17 protein-coding genes are annotated in these 18,897 nt (G+C 42.0%); 3 read left to right on the forward strand and 14 right to left on the reverse strand.

The features are described 5' to 3' along the window. Positions 1 to 30: 30 nt before the first annotated feature. The 8 genes from hscA to trmJ form a co-directional block, all read right to left on the reverse strand. Positions 31 to 1,893 carry a Fe-S protein assembly chaperone HscA gene (gene hscA / locus Q0688_RS05275; RefSeq protein ID WP_299073901.1) on the reverse strand — a complete coding sequence of 621 codons (1,863 nt, stop codon included), beginning with the start codon at positions 1,891 to 1,893 and terminating at the stop codon, positions 31 to 33. A 37-nt stretch (positions 1,894 to 1,930) separates the two neighbouring features. Next, positions 1,931 to 2,458 (reverse strand): co-chaperone HscB, encoded by a 528-nt coding sequence (gene hscB, locus Q0688_RS05280; protein ID WP_299073903.1) that lies wholly within the window; start codon positions 2,456 to 2,458, stop codon positions 1,931 to 1,933. Positions 2,459 to 2,515: 57 nt separating this feature from the next. Continuing rightward, positions 2,516 to 2,839 carry an iron-sulfur cluster assembly protein IscA gene (iscA, locus tag Q0688_RS05285; protein ID WP_299073905.1) on the reverse strand — a complete coding sequence of 108 codons (324 nt, stop codon included), beginning with the start codon at positions 2,837 to 2,839 and terminating at the stop codon, positions 2,516 to 2,518. Positions 2,840 to 2,865: 26 nt separating this feature from the next. Beyond that, positions 2,866 to 3,246 carry a Fe-S cluster assembly scaffold IscU gene (iscU, locus tag Q0688_RS05290; protein ID WP_299073907.1) on the reverse strand — a complete coding sequence of 127 codons (381 nt, stop codon included), beginning with the start codon at positions 3,244 to 3,246 and terminating at the stop codon, positions 2,866 to 2,868. A 68-nt stretch (positions 3,247 to 3,314) separates the two neighbouring features. Next, positions 3,315 to 4,538, reverse strand: a complete 1,224-nt coding sequence (locus tag Q0688_RS05295) for an IscS subfamily cysteine desulfurase (protein WP_299073909.1) — start codon at positions 4,536 to 4,538, stop codon at positions 3,315 to 3,317. Between the two features lie 12 nt (positions 4,539 to 4,550). Further along, complete coding sequence (iscR, locus tag Q0688_RS05300; RefSeq protein WP_299073911.1) at positions 4,551 to 5,039, reverse strand: Fe-S cluster assembly transcriptional regulator IscR; 489 nt, start codon at positions 5,037 to 5,039, stop codon at positions 4,551 to 4,553. Positions 5,040 to 5,139: 100 nt separating this feature from the next. Beyond that, the gene (gene cysE / locus Q0688_RS05305; protein WP_299073913.1) at positions 5,140 to 5,949 is read right to left on the reverse strand and encodes a serine O-acetyltransferase; all 810 of its coding nucleotides are present in this window, start codon (positions 5,947 to 5,949) and stop codon (positions 5,140 to 5,142) included. Positions 5,950 to 5,977: 28 nt separating this feature from the next. After that, the gene (gene trmJ / locus Q0688_RS05310; RefSeq protein WP_299073914.1) at positions 5,978 to 6,718 is read right to left on the reverse strand and encodes a tRNA (cytosine(32)/uridine(32)-2'-O)-methyltransferase TrmJ; all 741 of its coding nucleotides are present in this window, start codon (positions 6,716 to 6,718) and stop codon (positions 5,978 to 5,980) included. A 189-nt stretch (positions 6,719 to 6,907) separates the two neighbouring features. On the opposite strand from trmJ, the gene suhB reads away from it, so the two are divergent. After that, positions 6,908 to 7,681 (forward strand): inositol-1-monophosphatase, encoded by a 774-nt coding sequence (gene suhB, locus Q0688_RS05315; protein ID WP_299073916.1) that lies wholly within the window; start codon positions 6,908 to 6,910, stop codon positions 7,679 to 7,681. Positions 7,682 to 7,766: 85 nt separating this feature from the next. On the opposite strand, the gene Q0688_RS05320 is transcribed toward suhB, so the two are convergent. The 5 genes from Q0688_RS05320 to tgt form a co-directional block, all read right to left on the reverse strand. Then, complete coding sequence (locus Q0688_RS05320) at positions 7,767 to 10,649, reverse strand: insulinase family protein (RefSeq protein ID WP_299073918.1); 2,883 nt, start codon at positions 10,647 to 10,649, stop codon at positions 7,767 to 7,769. A gap of 198 nt (positions 10,650 to 10,847) precedes the next feature. After that, complete coding sequence (gene secF / locus Q0688_RS05325) at positions 10,848 to 11,789, reverse strand: protein translocase subunit SecF (RefSeq protein ID WP_299073920.1); 942 nt, start codon at positions 11,787 to 11,789, stop codon at positions 10,848 to 10,850. 10 nt (positions 11,790 to 11,799) lie between these two features. Continuing rightward, positions 11,800 to 13,644: a protein translocase subunit SecD gene (gene secD / locus Q0688_RS05330; protein ID WP_299073922.1), complete on the reverse strand. Its 1,845-nt coding sequence runs from the start codon at positions 13,642 to 13,644 to the stop codon at positions 11,800 to 11,802. Positions 13,645 to 13,707: 63 nt separating this feature from the next. Next, positions 13,708 to 14,043, reverse strand: a complete 336-nt coding sequence (yajC, locus tag Q0688_RS05335; RefSeq protein ID WP_299073924.1) for a preprotein translocase subunit YajC — start codon at positions 14,041 to 14,043, stop codon at positions 13,708 to 13,710. A gap of 46 nt (positions 14,044 to 14,089) precedes the next feature. Further along, positions 14,090 to 15,202 carry a tRNA guanosine(34) transglycosylase Tgt gene (gene tgt / locus Q0688_RS05340; RefSeq protein ID WP_299073926.1) on the reverse strand — a complete coding sequence of 371 codons (1,113 nt, stop codon included), beginning with the start codon at positions 15,200 to 15,202 and terminating at the stop codon, positions 14,090 to 14,092. Positions 15,203 to 15,553: 351 nt separating this feature from the next. On the opposite strand from tgt, the gene Q0688_RS05345 reads away from it, so the two are divergent. Further along, positions 15,554 to 16,600: a hypothetical protein gene (locus Q0688_RS05345; RefSeq protein WP_299073928.1), complete on the forward strand. Its 1,047-nt coding sequence runs from the start codon at positions 15,554 to 15,556 to the stop codon at positions 16,598 to 16,600. A gap of 199 nt (positions 16,601 to 16,799) precedes the next feature. After that, positions 16,800 to 17,594: a PEP-CTERM sorting domain-containing protein gene (locus Q0688_RS05350; protein ID WP_299073930.1), complete on the forward strand. Its 795-nt coding sequence runs from the start codon at positions 16,800 to 16,802 to the stop codon at positions 17,592 to 17,594. Positions 17,595 to 17,730: 136 nt separating this feature from the next. Here the strand turns inward: Q0688_RS05350 and queA are convergent, their stop codons facing one another. Beyond that, a complete protein-coding gene (gene queA / locus Q0688_RS05355) occupies positions 17,731 to 18,777 on the reverse strand; it encodes a tRNA preQ1(34) S-adenosylmethionine ribosyltransferase-isomerase QueA (protein WP_299073931.1) in 1,047 nt (348 codons plus the stop codon). Positions 18,778 to 18,897 lie beyond the last annotated feature (120 nt).

Genomic DNA, 18,897 nt, shown 5'->3' on the forward strand with positions numbered 1-18,897 from the left:
AGATCCTAATATTCAGTAAAATTATTTAATTTATATTTTGTCGACTGATTGACCAGAAAACGCGCTTTTGATTGATTGATCCATGCGTTTTTGGGCAAACACTTCACTTAACTTATCAACCTGTTTGATGGCGTCTTTAATGGCATCTTTGTCGGTGCCTTTAGCTAAAGACTCTAGTTGTGTCAATCCAGCTTCAATGATTTGTATTTCTTGTAAACTCAGTAACGCTGCACCGTCTGCTTGCAAGGCTGCGGTTAAGTTTTCTTGCACTCTGGCGGCTTCAACTTGTTGCTCTTTGAGCATACGCGATTGCATGTCTTGCTGGGCATTGTCCATCGAGGCTTTGAGCATTTCGGCAATTTGGTTATCTTCTAATCCATAAGAAGGCTTTACTTGAATTTCGGCTTGCACTCCTGTGGATTTTTCCATAGCCGTTACGTTTAGCAAACCATCGGCATCTACCTGAAAAGTCACGCGTATATGCGCCGCACCTGCCGCCATGGGTGGAATACCTTTTAGGGTAAACTTGGCCAGGGAACGACAATCTTTAACCAACTCACGCTCGCCTTGCACCACATGCACCATCATCGCGGTTTGCCCGTCTTTGAAGGTGGTAAATTCTTGGGCTTTTGCCGCGGGAATAGTGGTGTTACGATTAATCACTTTTTCAGTCAGGCCGCCCATGGTTTCTATGCCTAAGGATAGAGGTAATACGTCTAGTAACAACATATCGCTATCGGGTTTATTGCCTACTAAAATATCCGCTTGAATAGCCGCACCAAGGGATACCACTTTATCTGGGTCGATTGAGGTTAATGGGGTGCGTCCAAAAAACTCACCTACTTGCTGGCAAACCAAAGGCACGCGAGTGGAACCCCCTACCATTACCACTTCGATAACCTGTTGTTTTTCAAGTTCAGCGTCTTTTATCGCCCTGCGGCAGGCTCTTAATGTGGTTTTAACCAAAGGGGCAATCAAAGTTTCAAAGACATCGATACTTAGCATCACCTCATGGGATTTGCTGGTATCGTCCTCAAATTGCACACTGTGCACTGAATCACTACTTAAAGATTCTTTAGCTTGTTTGGCTTTGTCGAGTAACTCGCGGTGTAGGCTTTTTGATAGTTGCCCGGTAAGTCCAGATTGCTCACGAATATACTCGACTAACAAAGCGTCAAAATCATCCCCGCCTAGGGCTGAATCGCCGCCCGTTGCCAGCACTTCAAATACCCCTTTGCTTAGGCGCAAAATCGAAATATCAAAAGTGCCGCCACCTAAGTCATACACGGCAATAATGCCTTCCTGACCTGAGTCCAAACCATAGGCCACCGCCGCCGCTGTGGGTTCGTTAAGTAAGCGTAAAATCTTTAATCCCGCTAATGCTGCTGCATCTTTTGTACCTTGACGCTGTGCATCATCAAAATAGGCTGGAACAGTCACTACTGCCCCTTGTAATTCATCACCTAATGTTTGTTCGGCGCGCACTTTAAGTTGCTTTAATATATGCGCTGAAACTTGTACCGGATTCACCTCGCCAGATGCTACTTGCATCACGGGTGATGCAGAGTCAGTGAAGTCATAAGGAAGATTTGGATATGCAGTCTGAATATCTTGCACCGAACGCCCTAAAAATCGCTTAACAGACACAATAGTGTTGATAGGATCGCTACTCGCCTGTTGTTTTGCTGCTTGACCTACTACATGTGAATCTGGCAAATACCTCACCACAGAAGGCAATAAATGTTCACCTTGGGCATCGGGTAAAGTCAAGGCTTCGCCACTTCTTACCGATGCCACTAGCGAGTTAGTGGTACCTAAGTCGATACCTACAGCCAATTTACGTTGATGAGGCGCCGCGCTTTGGCCCGGTTCGGATATTTGCAATAATGCCATGGTCTAGTTCGTTTCTTTTAAGTTGCAGTGAGTGGGATTAGAAATCACTTAATTGTTCTTCTTTTTGCTCAATTTCAGATATCATTTTATATAAAAACTTAAGCTGACGGATCATATCGGCGGCTTGTTTTTCAGCATCCGAGTCTGCCATTTCGAGTAAGCTTCTAAGGGCTGATAAATCGGTTTTAATGGTTTGTTTAATGTCGTCTTCTAAAGATCCTAAGGCACTTAGTGGGTCGGCTTGCTCGGTGACTTCTTCGAGTTCTTCACGCCATTGCATTTGTTGCATCAAAAAGGCGGTATCTTTAATGGTTTGTTGTTCGTGTTGTAATTCAACTCCCCGCAAACTCAATAAATATTCAGCTCTGGATAAAGGCGACTTGAGAGTGATATAAGCATCGTTGACTTGGGTGTTTTTTTGCATCGCCAGCAGCTTTTGTTGCTCGCTGCCACTGGCAAATTTGTCTGGGTGCGTTAGGCGCTGTAATTGCTGATATGTGTGCGGCAACACAGATAAATCGACGTCGAATGACACGGGAATATTAAATAGTTCGAAATAATTCATCAGGTTTTACAAAGCTTACTGAAAAATATGGGTGGTATAGTTTAACAAAAGTTAACTTTATACGTTGAAACTTTCGCCACAACCACACTCACCGTTGGCATTAGGATTGGTAAATTCAAAGCCTTCATTTAGACCGTCTTTAACGAAATCCAAATGAGTACCATCTAAATACACCAAACTTTTACCGTCGATAATGATTTTTACACCTTTGTCTTCGAATAACTGATCGTCAGCATTCACATCATCAACAAACTCAAGCACATAGGCGAGTCCCGAGCAGCCAGTGGTTTTAACACCTAAACGCAACCCTAAGCCTGATCCTCTATTTTCGAGAAAGGTTTTAGCGCGTAATGCTGCGGTGTCAGATACGGTAATAGCCACTGGTTACTCCTACTTCAAATATTAATTTAAGCTTGACGGCTTTTATAATCATCCACTGCGGCTTTAATGGCGTCTTCAGCCAAAATAGAGCAGTGAATTTTAACCGGTGGTAAAGCCAACTCTTCGGCGATATCCATATTGCTGATAGCCGTCGCTTCATCAATAGATTTGCCTTTTACCCATTCTGTTACCAATGAGCTTGAAGCAATAGCAGAGCCACAACCATAAGTTTTAAACTTTGCGTCTTCGATTATGCCGTTGTCGTCTATTTTTAGTTGCAACTTCATCACGTCACCACAAGCGGGTGCGCCAACCATACCTGTTGCAATACTAGGGTCGTTTTTATCAAACCCACCTACATTACGTGGGTTTTCGTAGTGGTCGATTACTTTTTCGCTATAAGCCATGATCTTTTACCTTTAGGTTATGTGTCGCCGTTATTATTTCGGCAACACATTTTTATTTAACTAGTGTTTTAGTGGTGAGCCCACTCTACTGTGCTTAAATCTATGCCTTCTTTGTACATATCCCAAAGTGGCGACATATCACGCAGTTTTTCAATGGCGTTACGGATAACGCCAATGACATAATCAATTTCTGCTTCTGTGGTAAAGCGCCCCATAGTAAAACGAATTGAGCTATGAGCTAGTTCGTCGTTCAAGCCTAAAGCACGCAATACATAAGAAGGTTCAAGACTGGCAGAAGTACAGGCAGAACCCGAGGATACCGCCATGTCTTTTAACGCCATAATCAAAGACTCACCTTCAACATAAGCAAAACTTACATTGAGATTACCGGCTATGCGGCTGTCCATATCACCGTTTAAATACACGGCTTCCATATCTTTAATGCCGTCCCACAGTTTGTTTCTAAGCATCATTAAGCGTTCGTTTTCGGCGGCCATTTCTTGTTTGGCTATCCGGAATGCTTCGCCCATACCTACAATTTGGTGGGTCGCCATAGTGCCAGAACGCATGCCACGTTCGTGTCCACCGCCATGCATTTGTGCTTCTAGGCGAATACGAGGTTTACGACGTACATACAAGGCACCTATGCCTTTAGGGCCATAGGTTTTATGAGCCGAAAACGACATCAAATCGACTTTCAGGCTTTGTAAATCGATAGGTACCTTACCGGTACTTTGGGCGGCATCTACATGGAACAAAATTTTACGTTCGCGGCAAATTTCACCAATAGCGGCAATATCTTGAATGACACCAATCTCGTTATTCACATGCATGATGCTGACTAAAATTGTGTCAGGACGAATAGCGGCAACAAGCTTATCTAAATCAAGTAAACCATTCGACTCTGGATCGAGATAGGTGACTTCAAAGCCTTCACGCTCAAGCTGGCGCATAGTATCTAGTACCGCTTTATGCTCTGTTTTTAAGGTAATAAGGTGCTTGCCTTTTTTACCATAAAAATTAGCCGCGCCTTTAATGGCAAGGTTATCAGATTCGGTTGCACCAGAGGTAAACACAATTTCTCTTGGGTCGGCATTAATCAAATCGGCAATTTGATTACGAGCAATATCCACTGCTTCTTCTGCTACCCAACCAAATTTATGTGAACGAGATGCCGGATTACCGAATACCCCTTCTGTGGTTAAGCAGTCGGCCATTTTGGCGGCGACACGAGGATCTACTGGTGTAGTTGCTGAATAATCCAGATAGATCGGAAGCTGTAATTCGCTCATTTTTTACTCCGCTTATAACTGCAAACTGATAGCGATATCGTTTGCCGCTATGTGATTATGTTGTTTATGTTTATCTTGTCTTTCGGCCACTTGTTGCACATCCTGTTGCTGCATAAGCTCACCTAAAGTAATGCCATTTAAAAAGACACTAATTCTGTCACTTAACCCTTCCCATAAATTATGAGTAAGGCAACGCTCACCACCTTGGCAACCGCCTTGACCTTGACACTTAGTGGCGTCAACGGATTCATTAACTGCTCGAATCACTTCACCGATAGAAATCTCACCGGCTTTGCGCCCTAGTTTATATCCACCACCTGGGCCTCGAACACTTTCTACTAACTTTTCTCTGCGTAACCGCGAGAATAATTGTTCAAGGTAAGACAAAGAAATTTCTTGGCGTTCGGATATATCGGCTAAAGACACAGGTCCACGTTGCGAGTGTAACGACACATCCAACATAGCGGTCACTGCGTAACGACCTTTAGAAGTCAATTTCATAGTAATTAATCCAACACCAAACTTAGGCAAATTTTCCCATACCCGACTATTTTAGTCAAGTATTTAACCTAGTGTTTTACTCAAGTATTAATGGTGCTTTTTAAATTTGAGGATCAAAGGTATCAGTGGCATTTTTAATGTCTTTAACTAGCTCATCATCTGCAAAATCTTCTAAGTCCAAAGTGGGGAGAGATTTACCGCACACATCGCCGCCCATTTTATTAATGGCTTGGCACATTTCTTCCACTTTGGTATCTACAAGATGCACATGATCCACCATCACGCCTATAGCGTGGGCGATTGGATCTGGGTTATCTGTGGCCACAGCATAGGCATCAAAACCATATTTTTTAGCGATTTTTTCACGTTCGCCGTTAGTGGGTGCCGCAGGCTTGTTTTGCGAAGTAACAATACGCCCAGGAATACCAATTACCGTGGCATTTTCGGGTACATCACGTACCACCACAGAGTTAGAGCCAATCTTGGCACCTTTGTGCATAGTAATGGGTCCTAACACTTTGGCGCCCGCCCCTACTACTACATCATCTGCCAAAGTGGGGTGACGTTTACCGGCATTCCAACTGGTACCGCCTAACGTCACACCGTGATACAAGGTCACATCATTGCCAATTTCTGCGGTTTCGCCAATCACCACGCCCATGCCGTGATCGATAAAAAAGCGGCGGCCTAGTTTTGCTCCAGGGTGAATTTCTATACCCGTGAGCCAACGAGAAAACGTGGATATAGAGCGCGCCAACCATTTCCAATTGGCGTTCCATAATCTATGGCTCAACCTATGGCACCAAATAGCGTGTAAACCAGGATAATTAGTCAGTACTTCAAAGGTATTACGTGCGGCGGGGTCACGATGAAATACGCTTTGGATATCTTCTTTCATTCTGCTGAACATGATTTATCTCAAACTGAGGTTGTTTAGTTTATGACTGTTTATTTTTAATAACTTTTTCAATGGAGCCTAAAATACCCCGCAATATATTTAGCTCTGCGGCTTCAGGGCGCGCGCGATTAAATAAACGGCGTAATTTAGTCATTACCATACCGGGATGTTTAGCAATGATGAAATTCGTTTTTAGAAGGGTTTGTTCCAAATGACGATAAAAACCTTCGAGATCTTCGGATAAAGGGTACTCAGTATCTTCAGGTTGGTTTTCTGGAAACTGACCGCGAGTTAAGTTTAGATAGGCCATCCGCACTTCATAACATAAGGTTTGCACCGCAGCGGCAAGGTTTAAAGAGCTATAATCTGGATTGGCTGGAATACATACATGAAAATGGCATTGCTGTAATTCATCATTGCTCAAGCCATTATTCTCGCGGCCAAATACCAAAGCAACAGGATAATTAGGCACTTCACTAATCAACTTTTCACCGCATCCTCTGGGCTCTAACATTGGCCAAGATAAGGTACGGGAACGGGCGCTGGTGCCAATCACTAAACCACAATCTGCTACTGCTTCTGCCAGAGTACTCACGGTTTTGGCATTGGCTAATACATCCCCTGCCCCGGCTGCTAAGGCGCTGGATTTACCATCGGGTGCTGAAACCGGATCAACCAAAACCAACTGGCTCAAGCCCATGGTTTTCATTGCTCTTGCGGCAGAGCCGATATTGCCTGTGTGAGAGGTATTAACCAATACAACGCGAATATTTTCTAACATGTTAGCGGTATCTTTTATTTAGCTGAGTAATTTTAGGGCGCGGATAATAGCATACAATCCGTTGCTTGAAATATTCTGATTGCTTAATTCCACTGCTTTGGTAAACTGCGCGGCGATTTTTTGTTCAGCAAAATACAATATGAATTTTCTGGGCTATCTTTAATGTTCTTTTAAAATTGGTGGTTAACTATGCATCCTATGCTGAATATAGCGATCCGTGCTGCGCGCTCGGCCGGCAACATCATTGCTAAAGGGTTTGAAAATCAAACCGACATGCAAATTGAAGCAAAAGGCGACAACGATTACGTCACAAGTGTCGATAAGGAAGCCGAACAGGCGATAATTTACAAGATAAAACAGTCTTACCCTGAACACAGTTTTGTAGGTGAAGAAGGCGGTATAGTTGAAGGCGACAACGATTTTAAATGGATAATCGACCCGCTTGATGGCACCACCAATTTTATCAAAGGCATCCCCCACTTTGCCGTATCTATTGCCCTTATGCACAAAGGCCGTTTAGATCAAGGCGTTGTTTTCGACCCTATTCGTGGTGAGTTGTTCACTGCCAGCAAAGGTGCCGGCGCACAACTTAATGGTTTTCGGATCCGCGCCAGTAAAGCCAAAGAACTCGGCCAAACTATCCTAGCTACCTCTTTCCCGTTTAAAAACAAAGATAACTTGTCTCAGTATCAACAAAGTTTTAATAAAGTCTTTATGCAAGCTGGCGACATTCGTCGTAGCGGTTCTGCTGCATTAGATTTAGCATACGTTGCCGCAGGCCGTTATGACGGTTATTGGGAGCGTGGTATTAAACCTTGGGATATCGCAGCGGGTGAATTACTTGTAAGAGAATCAGGTGGACTGGTCACAGACTTTTCTGGCGGTAACGACCCTATGCATAAAGGTGAGATTGTTGCCGGTAGTGCTAAAGTGGTTCAGGCATTAGTGAAGCATTTAAAATAAATTGACTTGCACTTTTTAAGGCGAGCATCGGCTCGCCTTTTTTGTATCTAGCGATTAATACCAATTCATCCTATAGGCTAGATTTCTAATGAAAGTTGTCAACATCGGTAATCTTTATTGCGCCTTTTGGTTCGATAAATGCCTTATCAGCAAATTTTGTACCGCGCATTTGGATTAACACTCTAGTGAAGTGCCCATTACTTTGTAGGCGCTGGTACAGGTTAATCACATCTTGCAATGTGCTTTTTTCAATTGCCGCAATCAACTCCTGTTTACTGGTAAAACTCCACCTTTGATAACCCCAATCTTCAATAAAATTAACTACTTCTTCTGATAAGTTGCTAGGTTTTTGCATCAAAGAAACCAATATGCCCTGCTTTAAACTGGCAAATTCTTTCGCGGTGATCAGCGTTAATTTTTGAGCAAACTCTTTTCGAAACAACGCAATACGCTTATGTATTTCAGACAAATCCTTAGCGGGAGACTGAATTTCGAAGGCCAGCAACATATGATGTTCTAATGTTTCGCCTCCAAAGCTAACATTGTATGCCAGTTGTTCATCGGTTCTAATTTGAGTCAATAATGCCGGATGAATAAGTTTGGATAATAACCGAGCTGTGCCAAGATCTTCCCAAGTCGACGGCACTAGGTAAGCATCAATCAGACCTACATCATGCATTTTGCTGTCTTGTTGCCAGATATAAAATTGCTGTGGCGCGGCGGGGATTATGGCGGAGTGATATAGATCAGCAGCAGGATACGCATTAGAAGCGCTCCCTTTGACTAAGCCGGCCAAATCTTTTGCTTGTTCGGCGGAATAATTGCCAAATGCCAAAACTCTTAGATTATTTTGTTCTAGTAATTGCTGACGAAATTGCATTACTTGTTCGGCTGTAGTTGAGGCAATCTCTTCCAACAATGCTGGCGCGCTATATTCATCTAAGTAGATCACTTGATTTAGTTTCTGCCACAATTGCGACGATAAATCTTGGCGAGCTCTGTCTTTGATTGACGAGCGTAAGCTTAGTTTTAGACTGTTGAGCTCATTGTCATCAATGGTAAAGTTTTCGATTAGTTTATAGGCAGCTGCTAATAACTCTTGTTGTTTGTCTGTAAAGCCACTTATGGTTAACACTAAGCCATTCGATATGCTGAGATTAAGGCTCATTCCAGCCACATTGGCTTCTGTTTGTAGTTCAATGAATTGTTGACCGATAGCGCGGCCTAACAGCTCAGCTATAATTTGATGTTTGGCGCTGGCTTTGGGCAATTTACTGTTTAGCTCGAGAATAATGATGCCTTTAGGTTGTTTAAATAACGCAGAATGCCCCAGGTGCACGTTAAAGCCTTTCTCGTTGACGAGCAGTTCGGGTTTTTGGGTATAAACAGGCTCAATTATGTTAAAGCGTTGCGGCATCAAGCGATTTTCGTTCGGCAGATTTAGCGTAAACTGAGCCGATAAGTCTTGCCAGGTCTGACGCATACTCGGGGTTATATCATTTAGCTTATATTGCCCTTCAAAATATTGCATTTTACTATCGAAGGGCTGCTTTTTATCTATATAAAACACCCGCGCATTACTTAGTGTTAACTGCGCTAAAACGTCATGAATGGCATCAGGATCAAAATTTTGGTATTGGTAAGCACAGCTTAATACAAATTCAACCGGAGTATAATGTAAGTTGGTCGCAATCTGCACGGCGTACTCGAAGTCCTTGGTTTTCTCCTTAAAACGAAAACTATTACTAAGAGACTGTTTGATTTCAGAAAAGTATTGGGCGTTCACACCTTGATCACGTAACAAGGCTAAATACTTCAGCGTCGCCGCCATGACTTTATCGCGATTTTGTCTCCCCCTTTCGGTTAAATCAATATACAAGGTAAAGCTACCTGCATTGCCATACTGATCAGCATCAAAACCAGAATAGACAGCCTCACTTAAACCGGCATCCCTTAAAACTGCGGCCAAAGTACCTGGCATTTCATTATCTAATAGGTAGCTTATATAAGCGTTAGGCTTAACTGCAAATTGCTCGGTATTAGTATCAATTACGAAGCTTAAACGTAGCTGCTTCATATTTGCCTGTGGTACATAGTGGATTACTTTATTTAACTGCTCAGCCGTTGCCACTGGTGCGCTGATTTGGGGTTTTGAGGTATGTCTATTGGGAATTTTGGCAAAGTGCTGCTTAGCCAGTATTTTCATTTCATCAAGAGGCAAATTGCTGATCATGGTTGCTTTCATTAGATTTGCAGAGTAATAGTGTTGGTACATAGCCACTAAAGCCCGGTGCAGTTTGTTATCTTGCTTGTCGACTAAAGTATCTAAGTTGCCCCAACTAAAGCGCGACACAGGGTGGGCAGGGTTGAGTGTAGAGCCATTAAGCTGCTCTAAGATAACCCCATCATTTAAGCCCTGCATACTCCACTCTGAATGCACAGACTGTCGTTCTTTGTCTGCATATGTTTCATCGAATAGCGCTTGGTAAAATAGGTCACTAAAGCGCGACAAGCCTTCGTCAAAGGCAGCATTGTTCACCGTCAACATATAATTTGTATGATTGAGCTGCGTATAAGCATTTTGAAAACCACCATTTAGAATGGCAAATTCGTTGTAGGCACCAGCTTTTGGAAAACGTTTGGTACCAAGTAAAAGCATATGCTCTAAATAATGGGCTAGACCGGCAAATTCTTTGGGCTCTTGAAATGACCCCGCAGCCACACTTAAGGCGATAGTGGACTTCTCTTTACTAGGATCGGAGACAAGCACCAGCTCCAATTGATTCTCTAACACTATGGATGCGTACTGACGGCTATCGCTAGGACTTTTTATAATTTCAATATGCTGATTGGTTTGGACCGAGGAGCTTATAGCGTTAAATTTACCGGACGAACTGCAAGCAAAAAACAAAAAGCACGCGCATACCGTTAGAGCAAGTGATATGTAATGCCCAAACGAGCTGTTCATAGATATATCCTGATGTATTAGCATTGAAAACTTGGCGCCACAAAATATACCCTATTCACGGATACATTATGGAATAAAACTGGTGTTAAGTTGTGTTTTTAGAAAGGGATAATAGCACTTAGGTGGCATCACACAGATGATAACAGAGTGGCTATTTCTGTATCATCTGTGATTTTGGGATCCAACTTTGTTGGTTGTTTACATTACAGCGTCTTGATCGGCGCCTTCTTTTTCAATTTCTGTTGGCATTAAATCTTCTTTGCTAATACCTAATGTTAAGGCCACTAGACTAGCAACATAGATTGAAGAATAGGTACCTATTACCACACCGAACAATAAGGCTGTAGCAAATCCATGGATAGTCGCGCCACCTAAAAAGAACAAGGCAAGCAACACTAAAATAGTGGTCAAAGAGGTGACTATCGTCCGGTTTAAGGTTTGCGTAAGAGACACATTAATAATTTCTTCCGATTCACCTTTACGTATTTTACGGAAGTTTTCTCGAATACGATCGCACACTACTATAGTATCGTTCAGTGAATAACCTATTACCGCAAGTACCGCAGCTAATACAGTCAAATCAAACTCTAAACCTAGTATCGAGAAGAGTCCCAAAGTAAGGATCACGTCATGGGTTAACGCCGCTACCGACCCCAAAGCAAAACGCCACTCAAAACGCAAAGCTACATAAATAAGAATACAAATTAAGGCCACCAACATAGCCAGTCCACCTTGCTCAGTAAGCTCATCACCTACACTTGAACTGACATATGAACTCCCACGCATTTCAGCGCTACTGTCTGCCTCTTTAAGTACCTTTAATGCTGCGTCTCCTAATTCTGCAGGTTTCACACCTTCACGTGAAGCTAAGCGGATCAGTACATCTTGACTACTACCAAAATTTTGTACCACTGCATCTTTAAAATCAGAAGTTTCTAGCTGGGCTCGAATTTGTTCTAAATTGGCAACTTGACCATAACCGACTTCAATTTGAGTACCGCCAGTAAAATCCAATCCCCAATTCAATTGGTTAACGGCTAAAGACGTAAGCGACCCCAATACTAATAATATCGACAATATGGCAGCAGGCTTTCTGAGCGACATAAAGTTGATGGTTTGTTTCATATTTAATATTTGCATGTTGGCGCTCCTAAATTGACAACTTGGTCAGACGTTTACCGCCCCACCATGCATTAACGATTGCTCGTGTCACAATGATAGCCGTGAACATTGAGGTGACAATCCCTATCATCAAAGTAATAGAGAAACCTTTTATCGGCCCAGTTCCTACGGCAAACAAGATCAGGCCCACTAAGAAGGTGGTGATGTTTGCATCTAATATAGTAGAAAAGGCACTATCATAGCCATGATGTATAGCCTGCTGTGGGCTACGACCGTCTTTAATTTCTTCGCGTATTCGTTCAAATATCAGTACGTTAGCGTCCACTGCCATACCTACAGTTAAGACTATACCTGCCATACCAGGTAGGGTGAGAGTGGCTCCTGGGATCAACGACATTATGCCAATAATCATTACCAAGTTCAGGGTCAAAGCAATATTCGCGATAAAGCCGAATTTTTTGTAATAAATCAGCATAAAGATAAGCACAGCAACAAAGCCCCAAATAATGGCTTGGGTGCCTAAGTCGATATTCTCTTGCCCTAAGCTTGGCCCCACAGTACGTTCTTCAATAATTTGAATAGGTGCAATCAAGGCACCGGCTCTCAATAATAACGCTAAGTCGTAGGCCTCTTGTGGTGAGTCTAAACCTGTGGTTTCAAACTGGTTGCTAAATACGCCATTGATAGTGGCTACACTGATAACACGCCTTTCTGCTTCGAAAATTAACTTGTCATCAGCATCTCGTTCACCTGTGGCTTTGTATTCAATAAAGACCACTGCCATAGGTTTACCTACCGCTCGTTTGGTGAAGTTAAGCATCTTAGCTCCACCTTTTGAATCAAGTGATATAGATACCTTTGGCATACCATATTGATCCACTCCACTGTTGGCATCGATAATAGAGCTACCTTTTACTATGATTTTTTTCTTGAGTAATTGCGGACCGCCTTTTTCGTAGGGTAATAACTCAGAACCAGCTGGTACTCGGCCGTTTATGGCATCGCGCACATCGTTATCAAGGTCGACTTCTCGATATTCTAAGGTAGCGGTGGCATTCAGGATTTCTTTGGCTTTAGCCGTGTCTTGAATACCTGGCAGTTGCACAACTATTCTATCTGGCCCTTGTTTTTGTACTGTAGGCTCAGCAACACCTAATTGGTTTACGCGGTTACGAATAATAGTGATATTTTGTTTGACTGCGTAATCTCGTGTTTCAGTGAGTTTTTGCTCAGACATGGTGGCAAATAGCACTAAGTCTTGTTTCTCAACAAACACAAAATCACGATTGCGGTTTTTAAGGAAAAACTCGGCTTTATCTAAGGTTTCTTGATCTCGAAAATAAAGGGCAATGCCTTCATCCAATAGTTTTACTGTACGATATCGAATTCCTTCGGTACGTAATGCACCACGAAAGTCACCCACCATATCCTGTAAGGTTTTAGACAAAGCAGATTTCATATCTACTTCCATAAGAAAGTGCACGCCGCCCCGTAGATCCAAGCCAAGTTTCATGGGTGTTCCACCCAGATTCTCTAACCACTTGGGTGTATCGGGAGCCAAATTCATGGCCACAAAATAATCATCACCTAAGACTTTCTCGATTTTTTCACGGGCAACCAACTGAGTATCAGAGTTGTTCAAACGGATAAGGATCTGCTCGTTTTCTAATACAATACTTTTACTGGTGATGTTGGCTGCCGCTAATTCAGCTGTCACTTTTTCGACAACAGCTGCGTTAACCACTGCATTTTTACCTGCAGATATTTGTACAGCATGATCTTCACCATACAAGTTAGGAGAGGCATATAGAGCACATAGGCCGACCACAAAGATCACCAAAATGTACTTCCATAGCGGAGTTTGATTTAGCACAAAAATTTCCTTCCGTTCTTTCAATAAAAAGGGGCGTTAACGCCCCTATTTGCCATCTCTGAATTAGATGGCTTTCATAGTACCTTTAGGCAGTACCGCTGAAACCGCTGATTTTTGAATAACGATGTTGGTACTGTCATTCAAAGCAATTTCGATAAAGTCTTTCTCATCAGTAACTTTAACAATTTTGCCTACCATGCCACCTTGAGTCAGCACTTCGTCACCTTTACTGAGTGAAGTCACTAAGTCTTTGTGATCTTTAACACGCTTTGCTTGTGGGCGATAAAGCATGAAATAAAAAATCAAACCGAAAACACCTAGCATGATCAACATTTCAAAACCGCCACCTGCAGCGCCACCCGCTTCTTGCGCGTAGGCATTAGATATAAATAAGCTCATAATTTCCCCTAATTTTTATAAATTTTAGTTTGTCATACCCTGCGTTTTATAGCTGTGGTATTGGCATGTTTTTCTGTGTATAGAATTCGTCAACAAAAGCATCTAATTCATTCGCTGCAATAGCATCACGCAATCCCTGCATAACTCTTTGGTAATAACGTAAGTTATGAATAGTGTTTAAGCGCGCGCCGAGTATCTCATTGCATTTGTCCAAGTGATGTAGATATGACCGAGAATAGTTTTTACAAGTGTAACAATCACATTTTTCATCAAGTGGGCCAGTATCTGTTTTGTGTACCGCATTGCGAATTTTGACCACACCACTGCTAATAAACATGTGGCCGTTTCTGGCATTACGGGTTGGCATCACGCAATCAAACATATCAATACCACGACGTACTGCTTCGACTATATCTTCTGGTTTACCCACTCCCATCAAGTATCGGGGCTTATCCGCAGGTATTTTGTCTGTGGTATGATCAAGCACTTTGATCATTTCTTCTTTTGGCTCGCCTACTGATAAGCCGCCTATGGCGTAACCATCAAAGCCTATATCTTCAAGGCCAGCTAAAGAGACATCTCGCAGCTCTTCATACATACCACCTTGAATAATACCAAACAGGGCTGATGGGTTATCACCATGTTCTGCTTTACTGCGCTTGGCCCAACGCAGTGACAATTCCATGGACACACGCGCTTCGCTTTCAGTAGCGGGATAAGGTGTACATTCATCAAAAATCATTACAATGTCTGAGCCGAGATCGCGCTGCACTTGCATGGATTTTTCTGGTGTAAGCAGGATTTTTTCACCGTTAATTGGTGAACGGAAAGTCACGCCTTTTTCGGTGATTTTACGCAAATCACCTAGGCTAAATACCTGAAAACCACCAGAATCCGTAAGAATGGGTTTTTGCCAATGCATAAAATCATGCAAATCACCGTGTTGTTTGATGATTTCGGTACCCGGACGTAACATGAGATGAAAAGTATTACCTAGGCAAATATGTGCACCAGTTTCGTCAAGTTCTTCAGGCGTCATCCCTTTAACTGTGCCGTAGGTACCCACTGGCATAAAAGCCGGAGTTTCTACCACGCCACGGTCAAAAATCAAGCGGCCACGGCGAGCTTTACCGTCTGTATTATCTAATTCAAATTTCATTATTTTATCTCTGCTTACCGGAAAACAGTCCGATGGCGAAATGGGTTTGCTAAATTTCTCAAGTTTTACCACGCTAAAATACTTAAAGGCAGCACATGATTAGCAAGCCATGCTTAAAAACGATGCGGGATTATATACGAATCAGCCAAAGGTTTGAAAATTTATCGGGGCTTATTTGAGCTTTATGTAAACCCTCAAAGCGAATGACTCACTCAGAAGGCTTGCGATACCACTGGATTCAGTAGCCAGTTAACAATATTATCAGTCCAAAAATCCGCTAACATAGTGAGATAAAATCCATTATATTGGTGTCAATCTAACCAATAATACATCTACCAAGGGCGCTCACTCTTGTCTGACAAACTTCTACAAAACTTTGAAAACAAAGAAGAAATATCTAAAACCAAACCCAATGGGATCTTTCAGAGAATAACAGGGTTGGTGCCCACCACAATGATTACAGCTGTGCGTAAGAAATTATCCTTACTGACTCTTTCACAGTGGATGTACCTTGCAGCGGGCTTATTGTTACTGATGCAACAAGAGCAAAGTATCGAGCAAACCTCGGAAGTATTATTGGTCGGCGCTATCGCAGCTCTAGGACTAATTAGAGAGCTTTGGCATGTATTTAATCGAGTGTGGGAGCACATGTTAGGTAAAGGCTTAATTTTGGTTTTATATGCTGCCACTGCTAACTTCGCCTTAGCCGTTTCGGCACTCAAAATTAATGTGATTACGGGCATTGAACCCCAACCTTTTATTTTTACATTGGGGTTTGTTACCTTGATTATGTTGCCATTTTGGATGCTATTAAGCTCCATAGTGTTTTTCTCTGTGGCACTAATAGTAGGTAATTTATGGCTAGTAATTGGCATTTTACTGCGCTTAATAAGGGTTAAAATTAAAGTTCACTGGGAAGATAAATCTTTTGTCTTCATTACCATGATACTTAGGATTATCTTAATCCCTTATGTGATTATGTCGCTGTTGTATATCGCCTTGCCCTATGCAAAACAAATTGAATTGTTTGAGCAGTCCATTGCATTTATTAAGAAAATCGGCAATGAAGAGCAAACAAGTGGTGATAATCCTCCTTTGGTAATTGAGGAGTCAGAATCAGAAAATCTGCCGGCAACACTTAGTAATACACCTTTCATTTTGTCAATTGACCAAGACAACCAAATAAAATGGATAGACAAACTCATTGCTGGCTTCATTTATCATTTTGAAACTTATCCAAAGTCAGCCTGCAAAAAACCAGATGAACAACGCAGTTTGCCCATAGATGAAAATTCTATTTTATTGGTGCAACAAGATGATTCTGAACTAGGCTATTTCTTTAGTGTTGGCCCCTGTGTGGGTAATTTTTCCAATGGGAGTCAGCCGACAAAGCATTAATGTTGCCTTAAAAATAAGTGCAGCTAATAAAGACGGATAAACCTCACCACAGGCAAAGTGTCAGAATATTTTACAAATCCTTTGTAATAGATTGTTGATTTTTCGCCTGAAAGCAATAAAACATTAGGCTCACTGAAGGTGGTACACTTATTGCTTAATTTACAATTGTTTTCAATTACCAATATTTAAAAGGAATATTATGTTTTTAAAAAGTAAACTTGTGAAATTTATCGCACTTTGTTCATTTGTTAGTACAGTAAGTGCTTCTCCAATAGTATTAGACGACCCTACTGTTGGAACAGGGTTAATATCGGTGAACGACCCAACAGCTCCACTTGGAAATGGTGCTTGGTCCTCTCAAACTCTTGGAATAGCTGGTAGTTCTTCTGAGCTTTATTTCTATTTTGACACTGATCAGACTTCAGCTGAATACCTATTAGGGGATTTGTCGTCACTGTCTTTCGATACCTTTAAGTCAGTTGCAGGTGAAGCAAATGATTTTTACATCCAAATTTATACCACAGCGAACGATATCAGTGATGGTGCGGGCTGGTATGGACAACGAGTAACTTTCGATCCTAGATATGCTGATAACATCAATGCTCCGGCTAATCAGTGGAATACTTGGTCAACCGATGGCGCTGAAAACTCACTCGCTATTTATGATTCAGCGGGTGGAAACTTTGGAGGTTATAACTCCCCTTCACTTGAACAATTGTTCGATACAAACTATGCAGATGATGATTTCTATAGTTTTGCCAATGTGGATTATGCCAATGAACAAATTCTAGGAATAAAGATTGGTACCGGTTCTGGTTGGGCTGATGGATTTACAGGATTATTAGATAATGTTGTATTTGATTTTGGACAAAAAGGATTACTACAGTACGATCTAGAGCCAAAAAATGTAACAGATGTACCTGAGCCCACAACCTTTGTTTTACTAGCGTCTGCATTGTTGGGTTTAAGACTACAACGCCGCAAAACACAATAAAGATTTCTAGCAAATATTTATTTGATCTCAGTATAGCCAACCAGTAGGTTGGCTATACATACTACACCCCGTTAGACTTCAAAGTTGTCACTTTATTGTTTGTTTTTATGCTTCAACTTGCATGTTTTATAATCATTCAGACATTATTCTTCTGCAAAAACATCGCATCACCATAACTAAAAAACCGATACTCATGTGCAATTGCTTGTTGATAAGCATTTTCAATATTCTCTTTACCGCAAAATGCGCTGACTAGCATAAGCAAGGTAGACTCAGAAAGGTGAAAGTTAGTGAGCATGGCGTCTACTAATTGAAACTCGTAACCTGGGTAGATAAAAATATCGGTATCCGCTAAAAACGGCTTTAATCCAGTACCCTCTTTACGTGAGGCTTGAGCGGCGGATTCTATGGATCGTACCGAAGTAGTACCAACTGCTATCACCCGTTTACCTGCGGCTTTGGTGGCTACAATGGCATCAACGACTTGTTGTGGCACTTCGGCATACTCCGAATGCATTTGATGTTCAAGGACATTCTCAACCCGCACCGGCTGAAATGTGCCTGCGCCAACATGTAAGGTAACAAAAGCACTATTGACACCTTTCTCTCTAAGCTGCTGTAAAATACTCTCGTCAAAATGCAATCCAGCGGTAGGTGCGGCCACAGCACCGGGTATTTGGTTATACACAGTTTGATAACGTTCTTTATCTGAGGCTTCGTCTGGCCTGTCGATATAAGGTGGCAATGGCATATGCCCAAATTGTTCAAGCAGGGAAAGCACTGTTTCTTTATTTAAGAATTTTAGCTCAAACAGAGCATCGTGCCGTGCCATCATTTCTGCTTGTACAGAGCCTTCGAGAATGAGCTTAGTGCCAACTTTCGGAGATTTACTGGCTCTTACGTGGGCCAGGACTCGGTGCTCGTCTAACACCCGTTCAATTAATACTTCGACTTTACCGCCCGATTCCTTTTGGCCTAGTAGCCTTGCTGGGATCACCCGAGTATTGTTAAAAATGAGTAAGTCACCTTCATTTATCAAATCAACAACATCTGTAAACTGCCGGTGAGCAATAGCACCACTATTGCCATCGAGCTGCATTAAACGGCTACTGCTACGTTTTTCAGTAGGGTATCGAGCAATAAGTGCTTCGGGTAGATCGAAATGGAAGTCAGATAATTTCATAGTGGTCTCAACATTATTTGCGGCGCATGGTATACCAATTCAAAGCAACAATTAACCACGAGTAATAACGAAGCAACTAATTTTTATAAAAAAGCGTTTTAAGTATATTTTTACATACCC

The organism is uncultured Paraglaciecola sp. (genome assembly GCF_937123705.1).
In the GTDB taxonomy this organism is placed as follows: domain Bacteria; phylum Pseudomonadota; class Gammaproteobacteria; order Enterobacterales; family Alteromonadaceae; genus Paraglaciecola.

Coding starts and splice junctions, on each gene's coding strand:
- hscA (WP_299073901.1), bottom strand. CDS start 1,893: ATGGCATTATTGCAAATATCCGAACCGGGCCAAAGCGCGGCGCCTCAT.
- hscB (WP_299073903.1), bottom strand. CDS start 2,458: ATGAATTATTTCGAACTATTTAATATTCCCGTGTCATTCGACGTCGAT.
- iscU (WP_299073907.1), bottom strand. CDS start 3,246: ATGGCTTATAGCGAAAAAGTAATCGACCACTACGAAAACCCACGTAAT.
- Q0688_RS05295 (WP_299073909.1), bottom strand. CDS start 4,538: ATGAGCGAATTACAGCTTCCGATCTATCTGGATTATTCAGCAACTACA.
- iscR (WP_299073911.1), bottom strand. CDS start 5,039: ATGAAATTGACTTCTAAAGGTCGTTACGCAGTGACCGCTATGTTGGAT.
- cysE (WP_299073913.1), bottom strand. CDS start 5,949: ATGTTCAGCAGAATGAAAGAAGATATCCAAAGCGTATTTCATCGTGAC.
- trmJ (WP_299073914.1), bottom strand. CDS start 6,718: ATGTTAGAAAATATTCGCGTTGTATTGGTTAATACCTCTCACACAGGC.
- suhB (WP_299073916.1), top strand. CDS start 6,908: ATGCATCCTATGCTGAATATAGCGATCCGTGCTGCGCGCTCGGCCGGC.
- Q0688_RS05320 (WP_299073918.1), bottom strand. CDS start 10,649: ATGAACAGCTCGTTTGGGCATTACATATCACTTGCTCTAACGGTATGC.
- secF (WP_299073920.1), bottom strand. CDS start 11,789: ATGCAAATATTAAATATGAAACAAACCATCAACTTTATGTCGCTCAGA.
- yajC (WP_299073924.1), bottom strand. CDS start 14,043: ATGAGCTTATTTATATCTAATGCCTACGCGCAAGAAGCGGGTGGCGCT.
- tgt (WP_299073926.1), bottom strand. CDS start 15,202: ATGAAATTTGAATTAGATAATACAGACGGTAAAGCTCGCCGTGGCCGC.
- Q0688_RS05350 (WP_299073930.1), top strand. CDS start 16,800: ATGTTTTTAAAAAGTAAACTTGTGAAATTTATCGCACTTTGTTCATTT.
- queA (WP_299073931.1), bottom strand. CDS start 18,777: ATGAAATTATCTGACTTCCATTTCGATCTACCCGAAGCACTTATTGCT.